Source organism: Hymenobacter algoricola (genome assembly GCF_039539525.1).
Lineage (GTDB): Bacteria > Bacteroidota > Bacteroidia > Cytophagales > Hymenobacteraceae > Hymenobacter > Hymenobacter algoricola.
This window is the reverse complement of record NZ_BAABDH010000038.1, coordinates 38,751-53,449: the sequence shown is the minus strand read 5'-3', so window position 1 is coordinate 53,449 and position 14,699 is coordinate 38,751. Positions and strand designations below refer to the sequence as shown.

10 protein-coding genes are annotated in these 14,699 nt (G+C 63.2%); 7 read left to right on the top strand and 3 right to left on the bottom strand.

All coding sequences use genetic code 11. The features are described 5' to 3' along the window. Positions 1–146: 146 nt before the first annotated feature. Entirely contained in the window at positions 147–581 is a 435-nt protein-coding gene (locus ABD842_RS10635; RefSeq protein ID WP_345113295.1) for a YtxH domain-containing protein, read from the bottom strand. A 252-nt stretch (positions 582–833) separates the two neighbouring features. Here ABD842_RS10635 and ABD842_RS10630 point away from each other — a divergent pair, with 252 nt between their 5' ends. The 4 genes from ABD842_RS10630 (at position 834) to ABD842_RS10615 (ending at position 3,371) form a co-directional block, all read left to right on the top strand. Next, positions 834–1,079 carry a Kazal-type serine protease inhibitor family protein gene (locus ABD842_RS10630; RefSeq protein WP_345113294.1) on the top strand — a complete coding sequence of 82 codons (246 nt, stop codon included), beginning with the start codon at positions 834–836 and terminating at the stop codon, positions 1,077–1,079. A gap of 11 nt (positions 1,080–1,090) precedes the next feature. Then, a complete protein-coding gene (locus ABD842_RS10625) occupies positions 1,091–1,471 on the top strand; it encodes a cupin domain-containing protein (RefSeq protein ID WP_345113293.1) in 381 nt (126 codons plus the stop codon). A 53-nt stretch (positions 1,472–1,524) separates the two neighbouring features. Next, positions 1,525–2,421, top strand: a complete 897-nt coding sequence (locus ABD842_RS10620; protein ID WP_345113292.1) for a hypothetical protein — start codon at positions 1,525–1,527, stop codon at positions 2,419–2,421. Between the two features lie 92 nt (positions 2,422–2,513). Then, positions 2,514–3,371 carry a dienelactone hydrolase family protein gene (locus tag ABD842_RS10615; protein WP_345113290.1) on the top strand — a complete coding sequence of 286 codons (858 nt, stop codon included), beginning with the start codon at positions 2,514–2,516 and terminating at the stop codon, positions 3,369–3,371. A gap of 16 nt (positions 3,372–3,387) precedes the next feature. Here the strand turns inward: ABD842_RS10615 and ABD842_RS10610 are convergent, their stop codons facing one another. After that, positions 3,388–5,445 carry a tetratricopeptide repeat protein gene (locus ABD842_RS10610; protein WP_345113288.1) on the bottom strand — a complete coding sequence of 686 codons (2,058 nt, stop codon included), beginning with the start codon at positions 5,443–5,445 and terminating at the stop codon, positions 3,388–3,390. A 224-nt stretch (positions 5,446–5,669) separates the two neighbouring features. Here ABD842_RS10610 and ABD842_RS10605 point away from each other — a divergent pair, with 224 nt between their 5' ends. Then, positions 5,670–5,981: a hypothetical protein gene (locus ABD842_RS10605; protein ID WP_345113286.1), complete on the top strand. Its 312-nt coding sequence runs from the start codon at positions 5,670–5,672 to the stop codon at positions 5,979–5,981. 6 nt (positions 5,982–5,987) lie between these two features. On the opposite strand, the gene ABD842_RS10600 is transcribed toward ABD842_RS10605, so the two are convergent. Continuing rightward, complete coding sequence (locus ABD842_RS10600; protein WP_345113285.1) at positions 5,988–7,553, bottom strand: M28 family metallopeptidase; 1,566 nt, start codon at positions 7,551–7,553, stop codon at positions 5,988–5,990. A 347-nt stretch (positions 7,554–7,900) separates the two neighbouring features. Here ABD842_RS10600 and ABD842_RS10595 point away from each other — a divergent pair, with 347 nt between their 5' ends. Together ABD842_RS10595 and ABD842_RS10590 are read left to right on the top strand one after the other, a co-directional pair. Beyond that, on the top strand, positions 7,901–12,166 hold the full coding sequence (locus tag ABD842_RS10595; protein ID WP_345113284.1) for a T9SS type A sorting domain-containing protein: 4,266 nt from the start codon (positions 7,901–7,903) through the stop codon (positions 12,164–12,166). A gap of 393 nt (positions 12,167–12,559) precedes the next feature. Further along, positions 12,560–14,371 carry an ABC transporter ATP-binding protein gene (locus ABD842_RS10590; protein ID WP_345113282.1) on the top strand — a complete coding sequence of 604 codons (1,812 nt, stop codon included), beginning with the start codon at positions 12,560–12,562 and terminating at the stop codon, positions 14,369–14,371. The last annotated feature ends 328 nt before the right edge of the window (positions 14,372–14,699 follow it).

Genomic DNA, 14,699 nt, shown 5'->3' with positions numbered 1-14,699 from the left:
AGAAAAAGCAAAATGAAAGGTGCAAAAACCGGCACCGCGGGCACCAGTGGTTATTTGTAACGGTTTGTGCCAACGAATGTTTTACGCAAAAACGACCTCTTTTCCGCAGAAAAGAGGCCGCTCAAGCTTATAGTAAGCGGTTACGCTTACAGGTCGTTCAGCATTTTCACGACTTCGCTTTTGGCTTTGCCGAGTTTGGTTTGCAGGCGGCCCACCAGCTCGTCGCCTTTGCCGTCGGCATAGGTCAGGTCTTCGTCGGTGAGCTGCGCGTACTGCTGCTTCAGCTTGCCTTTAGATTCGTTCCAGTCGCCTTTCATGTTCAGGCTGCTGCCGGGCATGGTCACGCCCATATCTTCGAGCTTGCTCACGTAGCCTTTGAACTTGGTGTCCAGCTCTTCGCCGTACTTCGACAGCTGCTCACCGAGGGTACCGCTGTACTTGGTAGCAGCATTTTTCAGGCTTTCGCGGGTGGCAGCACCCTTATCGGGAGCCATCAGCATACCAGCAATGATGCCAGCGCCGGCACCGGCAAGAACAGCGAGGAGGATTTTACCGGAGTTGTCTTCTTCGTGATAGGACATGGTGTTGAGGGAGAGAAGGGTGAATGATAAAACAGCGTGAGTTGGACCGGCTCCCGGGATTAGGGTAAGTTTGGCGAAGCAATGAGTGGAAGCTCGTCCGCTAGCAAACCGGTATGCCTGCCTATACGAAGCAAGGCGGCGGGGGTTATAGCGGGGCGCTAAAAAATAGTTCAAACCAGATATGCGGCGTGGCGCGTCAGCCGGCCCGGCTACCTTTACGTTATGACTGCGCTCCAGTCCTTTCTTTCGGCCATGAAAAAATCCGCCTTTTCCGCCCTGCTGCTCCTGTTTCTGCTGCCGGCCTGCACGCCTAAAGCGGCACCGGCCGCCACGGCTTGCATCGACGCCAGCAAAATCCGCCAGGACGCCATGTGCCCCATGGACTACACGCCCGTGTGCGGCTGCGACGGCAAGACGTACGGCAACGCCTGCGCTGCTGCCAATGCTGGCGTCACCTCCTTTACCCCGGGCGAGTGCCCGGGCAGCAAAACCAAGTAACTTTCCCTACCATGTCTGAAAAGCGCTATTTCCGCCAGCAGAGTCCCTTCCGCGTCCCCACCACCGATGGCAAGCTCATCGAGGAGCACATCGGCTGGGCCAGCACCCAGACCAGCCAGTACAGCGTGGCGCACATGGTGGCGCCGCCCCACTGGGGTGAGCCCCACCAGAACCCCGAGTTCGACGAAATCACCATCGTGGTGCGGGGCCGCAAGCAGTTTGAGGTCGATGGCGACGTCATTGAGCTGGGCGCCGGCGAGTCGCTGCTCATCAAAGCCGGGGCCCGGGTGCGCTACTCCAACCCCTTCGACGCGGAGGTGGAGTACTGGTCGATCTGCGTGCCGGCCTTTACCATGGACTCGGTAAACCGCGAAGACGAAGCCCCGGCCTAGCCAGGGGCCCTTCGCCGTGCCGGACTTCCCTTTCTTTGCCTTAGCTCCCACCCATGAATCTGCTGTATCTGGTATTTGGCTCCAACATTAAGAACCACTTCCAGGCTAACTTCTCCATTCTTTCCTTTTTAAAGCACCGGGCCGGGCTCACCAGCATCACCATCGTAACCGACGCGCCGGCTTATTACCAGCACCTGGGCGGGGCCGTGACGGTGCATCCGATAGACGAGCCGACGTTGCAGGAGTGGAAGGGCGAGTTCAACTTCTTCTGGCGCATCAAGATCAAGGCGCTGGAGTACGTGGCCCGGCAGCAGCCCGACGTGCCGATTCTGTACCTGGACACCGACACCTTCCTGCACGGCTCCCTGCCGGCGTTGGAGGCGGCGCTGCGGAGCGGCATGGCTTTTATGCACGAGCCGGAAGGCCGGCTGTCGGCGCTGGGCAGCAAAACCGAGAAGCTGATGTGGCGCCAGACCCAGGGCCAGGCCTACGGCGGCGTGGCCCTGACGGAGCAGCACGTGATGTGGAACGCGGGCGTGGTGGGCATTCCGGCGGCGCGCGGGGCCGAAGCCATTGCCCTGGCGCTGCGCATCTGCGACGACCTCAGCCGGCAGCATGTCACGCCCCGGCTGATTGAGCAGTTTGCGCTGTCGGTGGCACTGGCCGAAACCTTTGGCCTGCAGGCGGCCCGGCCCCACATCGGGCACTACTGGAGCAACAAGGACGAGTGGAATGAGCTGATTGCCGCGTTTTTGCTGGAGTCGCACCTCACCCGGCGCACGGTGGCCCAGGAGGCGGCCGCGCTGGCCGACTTTGACTTTCGGGCGGTGCCGGTGGTCAAAAAAATGAAAAACACCCGCTACCGGCTTGAGAAGCTGGTGGGCCGCCTGTTTCCCCCCAAACAGGTCGTTTTTATCGGCGACGCGGACTCGCCGGCGGGCGGGCAGTAAACAGCATTTCGGCATTGGGCCAACCCAAGCCGCGGCGCGGCGCTTTTCGCGGTATATTCCCGTCAGCTCTACGTTTGTCTTCCTCCGGCCCCATGGATCAGCGCATCATCAATCTTTTCGACGAGTACACCCACCGCCCGCTTTCCCGCAAGGAATTTATGGAGCAGCTCGTCAAGCTGACCGGCGGGATGGCCCTGGCCATGACGGCCCTCTCGGTGCTGGAGCCCGGCTACGCCAGCGCGGCTACCATTGCCGATAAGGATGATGACCTGCTGACGGAAGAAGTGACCTGGCCCGGCGACGGACTCACCATGAAGGGCTACCTGGCGCATCCGAAGGGAAAAAGGAAGCGCGGGGCCGTGGTCGTCATTCACGAAAACCGGGGCCTGACGCCCCACATCCAAGACGTGACGCGCCGCGTGGCCAAGGCGGGCTACCTGGCCCTGGGCGTCGATGCGCTGTCGGGCGCGGGCGGCACTCCGGCCAACGAGGACGAGGGCCGCACCCTGATTGGCAAGCTCGACATGATCAAGAATCTGAACAACTACCTGGCGGCCCTCACCTACCTGCGCCAGCGCCCCGACTCCAACGGGCGCACCGGCTGCGTGGGCTTCTGCTGGGGCGGGGCCATGGCCAACCAGCTGGCCGTGCACGACCCGCAGCTCGCCGCGGCCGTGGCCTATTACGGCACCCAGCCCAAAGCCGAGCAGGTTCCCCGGATCAAAGCCACGATGCTGCTGCACTACGGCGGCCTCGACGAGCGGGTGAATGCCGGCATTCCGGACTACGAGGCGGCCCTGAAAGCGTCCGGCAAGCAGTACGAGCTGTACGTGTACGAAGGCGCCAACCACGCTTTCAACAACGACACTTCCCCGGCCCGCTACAACCCGGAAATAGCCAAGCTGGCCTGGAACCGGACGCTGCGGCTGTTTGCGGAAAAGCTGAGCTAAGCCCGCCCGGGCCCGGCTAGCTGCGTACGGGCAGCGTAATGAGAAATTCGGTGAAGCCATCCGTGGCGGGCTCCAGCGTAAGCATACCACCGTGGCCCTTGGTAATGATGTCGTAGCTCAGCGCCAGGCCCAGGTTGCTGGCTTCACCTTCGGTCTGGGTAATGTATACCCGCTGAAAGACGGTGGCGCGGGCTTCCTCCTCAATGCCGTAGCCATTGTTGCGCACCCGGATTTCGATGGCGTCGGCAGTCCTTCTGGTGAGTAGCGCTACCTGGGGCACGTAGTCTTCCTCGCCCAGGCGCTGCCGCTGCTGCACGGCGTACAGGGCGTTGGCAAAAAGGCTGACCAGCGCCCGGCCCAGATCCTGGCGCACCACGTCGACCACCCCCACGGCGGGGTCCAGGCTGGGTAGCAGGGCCGCGTTGAAAAGCCGGTTTTTGGCCCGCAGGTCGTGGTAGGTCAGGCGCAGGTAGTCTTCGGCCAGCACGTTCAGCTCGGTGGGCTGGCGCGGGCCTGGCGTGGCGCTGGAATACTCCAGCATACCCCTGACGATGGAGTCGGCGCGCTGGCTGTGCTGGCTGATCTTAGCCTGGTACTGACTCAGGTTGCGCAGCATTTCGTCCATCAGCTCCAGGTCGTCGATGGTGAAGGCGCCCTTGGCCAGCTCTTCGCTCAGCTCCTGGCACAGCCCCACACTGATGCCAGCCAGGTCTTTGATGGCCAGGGCGGGCATCTGAATCTCGTGGGCTACGCCGGCCATCAGCTCGCCCAGGGAAGCCATCTTCTCGCGCAGCAACAGCTGGTTCTGGGTGGCTTTCAGCTCCAGCAGCGTCCGCCCCAGACTGTCGCGCTGGGTAGTGAGCTCCTCTTTCTGCTCCGTAATCTGCTCGTTCATCACCTGCAGGCGCTTGTTGGCCTGCTGCTTGTGATGATTGTTGCGCCACAGCAGCAGCGCCACCAGCAGCAGCACGGCCAGGCCCGCCACCAGCGCATAGGTCCATACTCTGGCGGTGTACTGCAGCCGCTCCGCTTCCAGTTCCCGCAGGCGCTGCTGCTCGGCAAAGCCAATGGCGTCGAGCTGCTTGATGCGCTGAGGATTGTATAGGCTGTCCTGGGCCGTGAGCATGATGCGCATGTACTTCAGGGCGCTGTCGGCCTGCTGCTGGGCCTGAAAGGCCTCGTTCAGCAAACTGCTGGTGCGCACCACGGCAATAACGAAGGGCAGCTGCTGGCCCAGCCGCAGCGCCTTGCGGGCGTAGTACACGCTCGAATCGGGCTGGGCGCGCGCGCCGTAGAGCTCCGCCATGTACTGATAGGCCCGGCAGGCGCTGCGCACGTCGTTTTCGGGCACCGCAGCCTGGGCGCTACGGCGGTAGTATTGCAGGGCTTCAGCATTGTGCTGCTGGGCCGCCTGCAGCAGGCCCAGCTCCCGCAGCACGTAGGGTGCCGGGTTGCCCCAGGCACTCTGGTGCACGTTTTTCGACTGCCGGTTCAGCGCCCAGGCCTTGTTCAGAAAATAGGCGGCCGAGTCAAGCTTGCCCAGTCCTTCATAGCCGGCTCCCAGGTTGGCCAGCACGCTGATCAGCTGCGAGTCGTCCTTGATGTGGTTGCGCTCATAAATGGCCTGGGCCCGGAAAAAGTACGCCAGGGCCGGGCGAAAATCTTCCAGCGCGTGGTAGAGCAGGCCGGTCTGGTTGAGCGTGCGGGCCATGCCTTCCCAGTCGTGGCTGGCTTCGTTGAGCTGCAGGGCGTTCAGGTCGATGCGCAGGGCCTGGGGCAGGTTGCCCCGCTCACTGACCAGAATGCCGATGCGCGACAGACAGCGGCCTTCGCCTTTTTTGTAGTTGATGCGCTGGGCCAGACTCAGCCCGCGCCAGGCGTACGCCATTACCGAGTCGAAGCGGGAATAGCGGTAGGAAGCACTGATGTCGGCCATCAGCAACACCCGGCTGGTATCGGTGGTGGCCCGGGCCAGGGCCTGCTTGAGCCTCGCCGTCTGCGGACTCTGGGCAAGAAGGGGTCTGGCAGACAGCAGGATACTTAATAGAAGTATAACAGGAAAAACTTGCTTCATGTGCGAAAGTAAAGAACCCCCACGGCCCAACCGTTATGCAGCTCAACAATAATTTCTCCTGTGGCCCCCGTTACCGGCCGGCCCGGGCCGCGCCAGCCGCATCCGGGCGGGGCTGAATCGGGTAGCTACTGGCGCAAAAATTCCTGGGCCGGCTGGTTTTGTTTGCCCAAAAGCTAGGGAAACTACGGCCAGAATAGCATCTTTGAGCCTTACTTATAGCTTCAATGTCTACCGTTACTCCGTTAAAAACAGTTATCCTGCTGGCTACCTTCCTGCTCGGTAGCCAGGGCTCCCGGGCCCAGAGCCAGCGCAAGTCGGCCCCGGCGGACAACGATATTTCCGAGCTGAATGTGCGCGTGATTCTGCCCTCCGCCCTCGACGCTATTAAGGACTATACCGCCATTCTTATCTCGCAGGACCAGGACAAGGTAAAAGCCCTTACCGAGCGGGGCAAAAAGGCGAACGAGACGCCCACGGTGATGTTTTCGATTCCCATGCCCCGCAGCTGGGTTAAGAAGCTGAACGGCAGAAGATAGCTCCGGCTACTGGGGCTTGGCCACGACGGGCAGCGCCTTGCGGGGCAGCTTCTGGTCGCGCATGGCGGCGTTGTACACGAAGGCCGCCACCACCACCGATGCCTGCTTCAGGTCCTCGGGTACGAGCCGGTCGTAGGTATCCTGGTTGGTATGGTGGGTGCGCGAGCCATAGTCGAGGCCATCCTGAATAAACTGGAAGCCGGGCAGGCCCACCGCGTCGAAGGCAATGTGGTCGGTGCTGCCCGTGTTGCGCAGCGTGACGGTGGTGGCTCCCATGTCGGCAAAGGGCTGGAGCCAGTCGGTGAAGATGGGCGCAACGGCCTCGTTGCCCTGGGCGTAGATGCCGCGGATTTTGCCCCCGCCGTTGTCGAGGTTGAAGTAGGCGCTGAGCTTTTCGTGGGCGGGCAGCCGCACCATGGTGGCGGGGTCGGCAAAGTGGTTTTTCACGTAGCCGCGGGAGCCGTGCAGGCCCTGCTCCTCTTCGCCCCAGAGCGCAATGCGGATGGTGCGGCGCAGCTTCAGCCCACTGGCCTGCAGAATCCGGACGGCCTCCATCATCACGGCGCAGCCGGCCGCATTGTCGGTGGCGCCGGTGGCGGCGTGCCAGGAGTCGAGGTGGCCACCCAGCATCACGACCTCGCTTTTGAGCTTGCGGTCGGAGCCGGGAATTTCGGCAATGACGTTGTAGCCTTTCAGGTCCTGGGTCTGAAAGCGGGTGCGGGTTTCCATCTCCACCTCTACCGGCACGCCGGCCTCGGCCAGCCGGATCAGCCGCAGCTGGTCTTCGGTCGACATCTCAATTTCGGGCAGCGCAGGCTTGGCGTCGGCGGCGTAGGGCGCGCCGTTGGAAGTGTTGAAGGTGCCGTCGGTGCCACCGCGGTTGCTCAACACGGCGGCCGCGCCTTCGCTCTGGATGAACTCGGCCATCTTGGTGCGCAGCGCCGCCTGGGCACGGCGCTGGCTGAGCCGCTCGGCGGCGGCCGGATCGGCGGCGGCCGCCGGGGCCGCGGGCTTGGCGGCGGCCAGCTTTTGCAGCTCCTCATCGGAGTAGCGCTTGGCATCGGGCTCGAAGCTGGGCTTGGGCACCACAGGCACGGGCAGCACCACGATCTTGTCGCGCAGGCGACCTTTGAACTGCTCCAGCTCGGCTTCGGTTGTCGCCTTCACATACACCACCGATTTGCGCAGAGCACCCGCCGTGCCGGGCGTCCAGGCCTTGGGGGCCCCGATCATGGCGTGGTAGTAGGGCGCGGTGAGGGCCACGTACGACTTTTCAATATCCCAGCCGCGGCCAAAGTCGCCCCAGGGCTCGATGGTGGCGTTGGCGAGACCAAACTTGGTGAGCTGGCTCTTGGTCCACTCGTTGGCCCGCTTCAGGCCGTCGGAATTGGCCAGGCGCGGGCCGCACACGTCGGTGAGGTAAAAGGCCGTGGCCATCACCTGGGAGCGGTTCAGGCCCTCATCCTTGATTTTGGCCATGGCCCCCGGGTCCAGCTTTTCGGCGGTCTGGGCGAAGGCGGGCGCGCTTAGGGCGAAGACCCCGGTCAGGGTCAGCAGGAGTAGTCTGTTCATCGGCTAAAGTTGGTTAGGCCTGCCTAAAGTAACCGAAATAGCGCGGGCGTTGCGCGCCGGCGGCCCACCAGATTGGCGCGCCGTCCGCCGCCAGGCCCCTCCGGCCGGGCAATATCCCGTTGGCACTGCCCCGCCTGATTCCGGAGAAAATTATGGTATACCAGTTTTGTTCATGTGTTTTTCATATTTTGCCCGAGCATTCCGTCCTTGGAGTCAGGCGCCACCCACACTGCCTAACTTCTTCATTCTTCGTGCCTTTGCCCTACCGGAGCCAGTCTAGGCTACGGCTTTTCTGCGGGGTGAAGGCACAGTCCGTTTTTCCACCATTTTTCCACCTTCTCCGCCCAATGCAAACACCCTTACTTGCTTGTCTTCCTTGCCGTCCGTCCCGGCCCCGCCCCCGGGCCGCCGGCCGCCAGCCCAGCCTGTGGGTGCTGCTCCTGCTGCTGCTCACCAGCGCCAGTGCCTGGGCCCAGACGACGCCCCTGACCGGCTCCTACACCATCAACAGCGCCCAGACGACGGGCGGTACCAACTTTGCCAGCTTCACCGAAGCAGCCACGGCCCTGACCACCAACGGCGTCAGCGGGCCCGTCACGTTCACCGTAACCGGCGGCCCCTTCACCGAGCAACTCCGGCTGACGACCATCACCGGGGCCAGCGCCGCCAACCGGGTGACCTTCGACGGGGGCGGCCGCACGATTCAGTTTGGCTCCAGCACCTCCGCCCAGCGGGCCGTGGTCACGCTGGATGGCGCCGACTTCGTGACCCTCAACAACCTGGTGGTGGATGCCACGGTGGGCGGCACGTCCACGGCCACCTATGGCTGGGGCATGCAGCTGGTCAACAACGCCGATAACAACGTTATCAACGCCTGCACCGTCATCTCCAATACCGTTTCTACCAGCACCAACTTCGCCGGTATCGTCTCGAGTGCGTCCACCACGTCCTCGACGACGGCGGGCGCCGCTTCCAGCCAGAACCTGACCCTGACCGGCAACACCATCACGGGCGGCTACTACGGCATCACCGTGATTGGGGCCACGACGGCCGCTCCCAACCCGGGCATCATCGTGCGCAACAACACGGTGCGCGAGTTTTACTCCTACGGCATCTACGGCAGCTACCTGAGCGCGCCCCAGCTGATCGGCAACGACCTTGCCCGCCCTACGCGGGCGGCCATTACTACGTTCTATGGCATCTACCTGACGACGGGCGTCAGCGGCGCGGCCATTGAGAAGAACCGTATTCACCAGGCCTTCACGGCCAACAACACCGCTACCTCCACCACCTACGGCCTGTACATGACCACGGGCACCGCCGCCACCGCGGCCGCGCCCAACGAGGTCATCAACAACCTGCTCTACGACCTGGACGGCAACGGCGCCGTGTACGGGCTCTACAACGGCTCGTCCAGCAACGTCCGCTACTACCACAACACGGTCAGCATCGACGACCAGACCAACACGAGTGCCAGCGCCACCTACGGCCTGTACCAGACCACGGGCCTGGGCGTGGAGTTCAAAAACAACATCGTGCAGCTCAGCCGCGCGGGCACGGGCACCAGCTACGCGCTGTACCTGAGCTCGGCCACCGGCACGCTGGCTTCCAACTTCAACGACCTGAGCGGCAGCGGCACCGACTTCGTGACGGGCTACTACACCGGCACGAGCTTCGCCACGCTGGCCACCTGGAAAACCGCCAACAACGGCGCCTACGACCAGAACAGCGTTGACGCGGCGCCACAGTTTGCCGCTGGCTCGCTGCGGCCCACGGCCACCCCGCTGAACAGCGCGGCCACGCCGCTGACCCGCGTGACGGACGACTTCACCGGGGCCGCGCGCGGCGCCACGCCCGACATCGGCGCCTACGAATTCACCCCGGCTTCCGACGACGTAGCCCTGGTCAGCATCGACTCGCCGGTTTCACCGGTGACCGTAGGCGCCCGAACCATCACGGTGACGATTCTCAACAACGGCGCCACGCCCCTGAACTCGGTGCGGCTGGTGTACACGCTGAACGGCAACTCCGTTACGCAGAACTTCACCCTCGCCGGCGGCCTGGCCTCGGGCGCTACCCGCAGCCTGTCGTTTGCTACGCTGGGCACGATGGTGAGCGGCGCCAATACGCTGACGGTAACGGCCAGCCTGCCCAACGGCAACGCGGACACCAACGCCGCCAACAATACCCTGAGCACGACGCTGTACACGGCCCTGGCCGGCACCTATACCATCAACAAAAGCCAGCCTACGGGCGGCACGAACTTCACCAGCTTCGCTGATGCGGCCACAACCCTGAATGCGGCCGGCATTACGGCCTCGCTGCGCCTGAATGTGCTGAACGGCCCCTACACCGAGCAGTTCGTGCTGGGCGTAATTCCCGGCGTCAGCGCCACCGACACGATTGTAATCGACGGCGGAACCGGCAAGCAGGAGCTGAACTACTCCGGCACCACGGCCCAGCCGGCGGCCGTAGTGCTCAACGGCACCGACTACGTGACGCTGAACAACCTGACCATTGACGCCACGGCCGGCGTTACGGCCGGCATCGGCATCCTGCTGGTCGATCAGGCCAACAACAACCGCATCAGCAACTGCGTGGTGCGCGCTTCGCTGACGTCTACGTCTACGACCAGCGCCGGCATTGCCGCCAGCGGCAGCATCACCTCGGCGACGACGGCCGGCGACGCCAACAACGTGCGCATCATCAACAACGTGGTCAGCGGCGGCTACTACGGCGTGATTCTGACCGGCACCAGCACCACGGTCCGCAGCACCGGCGTGCGCGTGACGGGCAACGAAATCCGGGACTTCTACCTCTACGGCCTCGACGTGGAAAACAGCAGCGGCGCCCGCCTGATCGGCAACAACGTGCACCGCACCAACCGCGCGGCCGTGAGCACCTTCTACGGCATCTACCTGCTCGGCACGCAGAGCGCGGCCGTGGAAAATAACCGCATTCACGACAACGCCACGGCCGTTCCGACCAGCACCTCCGCCGCGTATGGCATCTACACCTCGGGCGACGCCACGGCCGGCAACGAGAATGACATCGTCAACAACCTGGTGTATAACTTCACCGGCGCCGGCACGGAGTACGGCCTGTACAACACCAGCGCCGACTTCGTCCGCTACTACCACAACACGGTGTCGTTGGACAACACGGCGGCCACGGCCACGGCCGTCAGCTACGGCTTCTACCAGGTTACTTCCGCCACCGGCATCGAGCTGCGCAACAACCTGATCAGCGTGACCCGCGGCGGCACCGGCAACCGCTACGCGCTGTACTTCGCGACGGCGGCCTCCACCATCAGCTCGAACTCCAACGACCTCTACCTCGGTACGGGCAGCAACTTCTTCACCGGCCGCTACGTCACCGACTTCACCACCCTGGCCGCCTGGAAAGCCGCCAACAACGGCGCCTACGACCAGAACAGCCTGCAGACGGCCCCGCTGTTTGTCAACCCCGCCTCCGACCTGCACCCGACCTCCGTGCTGCTGAACGAGGCGGGCACTCCGGCGACGCTGACCCGCGTACCGCTCGACTTTGCCGGCGTCAGCCGCAGCAATCCACCCGATCTGGGCGCCTACGAGCTGGTCATCGTCTCCAACGACGTGGCCGTCGTCAGCATTGATTCGCCGACTACGCCGGCCGTACTCGGCAACAACGTTGTGGCCGTAACCATCCGCAACGGCGGCACCACGGTGCTGACTTCCGTCACGCTGACGCACTCGCTGGCCAGCGGCACGCCGGTCAGCCAGCTGTTCAGCAACCTGACGCTGGCCCCTGGCGCCACCCAGCAGCTCACGTTTACCGCGCCGCTGGTGCTCACGATGAGCGGCACCTTCACGCTCACCGTTACCGGCAGCCTGCCCAACGGCCAGGCCGATGGCAACGCCAGCAACAACAGCCAGACCATTACCTTCGACCAGCCGACGCCGCCCAACGACGAGCCCTGCGCGGCCCTGGTGCTGACTCCGGCCGTGCTGACGGCTTCCAATGGCAGCTCCACCACCACCCGCCTGCCCGGCATCGTGCTGCCCGCCTGCTCGCCGGCGCTGTCGCCCAAGGACGTGTGGTTTACCGCTACGGCTACCGGCCCCAGCCTGACCATCTACACCAGCGGCGCCCCGGCCGGCATGGTTCGGGTGTTCAGCAGCGCGAGCTGCGCCAACGGCCCCTTCACCCCGGTTTTCTGCGCTGCCAGCGGCATCAACAACACGAACGTGGGCACCGTGACGGTGACGGGCCTGACCAGTGGGCAGCAGTATTACGTGGCCGTATCGGGCAACGGCTCCAATGATGCCACGGGTCCCTTCCGCATCAGCCTGAGCCCAATTCCGCTCAGCAGCCGGCCGCAGCTCAACGCCGCGGCCCTGTCGGTATTCCCGAACCCAAGTGCTGGCGGCCAGTTTACGCTGCGCCTGGCCCAGACACTGGGCGGCAGCGGCACCGCTGAGCTGGTCAACACCCTGGGGCAGACGGTGCTCCGGCAGCCGCTGACCAGCACCCTTGAGCAGCAGGTTTCGACCCGTGGTCTGGCCGCTGGCCTCTACACCCTGCGCGTGCAGGCCGGGCCGGAAATCATGACCCGCAAAGTGGTGCTGGAATAGTTTTCCACTATGTATTCTCAGGAAAAGCCCCGGCCCGATGCCGGGGCTTTTTTGGGTTTAATCAGGTAGTCAGCGCCCATTAATAATGACCGGCATAATCCCGCGGCGTTCCAGAATTTTCTTGTCCGGCGCACCCTCATCCGCAACCTGGCTCTGGTGGTTTACATCCTCTACAGCGCGTTCATGGAAACTACGGCGTATGCCGGCAGCCTGGGCCAGCACCTGATGGGCCTCAAAGCGGTGAACCTACCAGGAGAGCCGCTGACGCCGGCGCGGGCCTGGCACAGACAAGGCCGCCAAAACCGTGGTGGTCGAGCGGTACGGCTTTTCGGATAACCCCACCCCCACTCCCCGCGTCTAACCCGGACATCCTCCGTCCGCCTGCCGCTGTTCATGAGTCTCTGGGAGATTATCCGCCGCCTGTATCCCTACGTGCTGCCGCACCGGCGCCTCGTCCTCTTCACGCTGCTGCTCACGCTGGTGGGCTCCTTGGCCGCCCAGGTCAACCCCTTCGTGCTGCGCTACACCGTGGATACGGTGCAGAGCATGCTGGACCGCAACCAGGGCCTGCGCCAGGGCGCCGACCTGCTGCTGCTGGTCAGCGGGCTGCTGCTGGGCAAGGAAATCATCAACACCTTCATCCAGTTCGGGCAGAAGTTCTACGGCGAGAAAATCCGCATCAGCGTGAGCAGTACCCTGTCTCAGGATGCCATCCACAAGATTCTCAACTACGAGCTGGGCTTCTACTCCGACAGCGGCAACCAGACCGGCAAGCTCCAGACCCGGGTAGACCGGGGTGTGGAAAGCCTGATGAAGCTGGTACAGAACTTCTTTATCGACATCCTGCCGCTGTTTGCCAACGCCATCGTGGCCCTGGTGGTCATGTTTACGGCCAACGTGTACGTGGGCCTGGTGGCCGTGGCCGTGCTGCCGGTGTACTTCTGGATCAGCTACCGGCAGGCCGACAAGCTCAACGGCACCCGCCGTGGCCTGCGCAGCCTGCGCGAGCTGAAAAGTCAGGGCCTGGTGAACATCATCGATTCGGCGGTGGTGATTAAGAGCTTCGTGCGGGAAACCTACGAGGAGGAAAAGCAGGGCCAGCTGCAGCAGAACCTGCAGGCCGCCCAGCTCGAAACCCGCAAAACCAACTTCCTCTACGACGGCCTCAAAACCTTCGTCGAGCAGGTGGGCGTGGTGTTCATCATCATCCTGACGGCCTATCTGGTGCTGGGCGGGCAGATGTCCATCGGCGCCATCATGTTCCACATCCTGCTGTTCAACAACGTGTCGGCGCCCATCCGCCAGCTGCACCGCATCTACGACGAGATGAACGAGGCGCTGACCTACTCCGAGGGCTTCTTCGACATCCTCGACGCCGACGACGCGGTGGAGAAAACCGGCCCCCTGCTACCCGACGGGGTACAGGGCACCTTCGACCTCTGCAACGTGGACTTCACCTACCCCAGCGGCATCCAGGCCCTGCACGACGTGTGCCTGACCATCGAGGCGGGCAAAACCACCGCCCTGGTGGGCCTCTCCGGGGCGGGCAAAAGCACGATTATCAACCTGCTCTGCAAGTTCTACGCCCCGGGCCGCGGCCGGCTGCTGCTCGACGGCCAGCCCCTGGCCGCCTACGACACCCACGCCCTGCGCCACCGCATCGGGCTGGTGCTCCAGAAAAACCACATCTTCAAGGGCACCATTGAGGAAAACATCCGCTACGGCCTGATGGACGCCACCCTGGCCCAGATTGAAGCTGCCGCCCGCCAGGCCTACCTCCACGACCAGATTCTGGAGCTGCCCAAGGGCTACCAGAGTGATGCCCAGCAGCTCAGCGGCGGGCAGCAGCAGCGCATTGCCATTGCGCGGCTGTTTCTGAAAAACCCGCCCATCATCTTTCTCGACGAGCCCACCGCCTCGCTTGACGCCATTGCCACCGAGCAGATCAAAAACTCGCTCGATGCCATCAAGCAGGGCCGCACGGTGGTCATCATCTCCCACTCCCTGGCCCAGATCGTGGACGCCGACTGCATCTACGTGATGAAGCAGGGCCGCATGGTGGAAAGCGGCACCCACGAGCAGCTCTACGAGCTGCGCGGCACCTACCGCGAAATCTTCGACGCCTCGGCCCGCAGCCTCAACATCGAGAAGCTGGCCAAGGTGATGGTCGATGATGGGGATGAGGTGGAGGATACGGCGGGGTAAGATGTGGAAATGCCCGCCTACTGGCATCTGAACCTACATGAAGAAACTCCTCTGCGTCGTCATCCTAAGTCTTTACTCTGCTCAGATCTGTAAAGGGCAGCGTATCATCTCCTCTGCTAAAGTTTCTTCAGCGTCTACCTATGTCAAGGGTAACAACTTTGAAGGCACTATTTTCTCCAGTGGCTATAGTTCTGAGTTCATCTTTCCATCTCTTGATCAACCCAAACAAGGGGCATCACGTCGGTTCACGCCCTCGTTTGCCCAGATAGAATCAGCAGAGTATATTCTACAAAAAAAATTACGACAGGAAGACTCCAGAAGCCGTTAC

Coding starts and splice junctions, on each gene's coding strand:
- ABD842_RS10630 (WP_345113294.1), top strand. CDS start 834: ATGAAAAAATCCGCCTTTTCCGCCCTGCTGCTCCTGTTTCTGCTGCCG.
- ABD842_RS10615 (WP_345113290.1), top strand. CDS start 2,514: ATGGATCAGCGCATCATCAATCTTTTCGACGAGTACACCCACCGCCCG.
- ABD842_RS10605 (WP_345113286.1), top strand. CDS start 5,670: ATGTCTACCGTTACTCCGTTAAAAACAGTTATCCTGCTGGCTACCTTC.
- ABD842_RS10595 (WP_345113284.1), top strand. CDS start 7,901: ATGCAAACACCCTTACTTGCTTGTCTTCCTTGCCGTCCGTCCCGGCCC.
- ABD842_RS10635 (WP_345113295.1), bottom strand. CDS start 581: ATGTCCTATCACGAAGAAGACAACTCCGGTAAAATCCTCCTCGCTGTT.
- ABD842_RS10590 (WP_345113282.1), top strand. CDS start 12,560: ATGAGTCTCTGGGAGATTATCCGCCGCCTGTATCCCTACGTGCTGCCG.
- ABD842_RS10600 (WP_345113285.1), bottom strand. CDS start 7,553: ATGAACAGACTACTCCTGCTGACCCTGACCGGGGTCTTCGCCCTAAGC.
- ABD842_RS10620 (WP_345113292.1), top strand. CDS start 1,525: ATGAATCTGCTGTATCTGGTATTTGGCTCCAACATTAAGAACCACTTC.
- ABD842_RS10610 (WP_345113288.1), bottom strand. CDS start 5,445: ATGAAGCAAGTTTTTCCTGTTATACTTCTATTAAGTATCCTGCTGTCT.
- ABD842_RS10625 (WP_345113293.1), top strand. CDS start 1,091: ATGTCTGAAAAGCGCTATTTCCGCCAGCAGAGTCCCTTCCGCGTCCCC.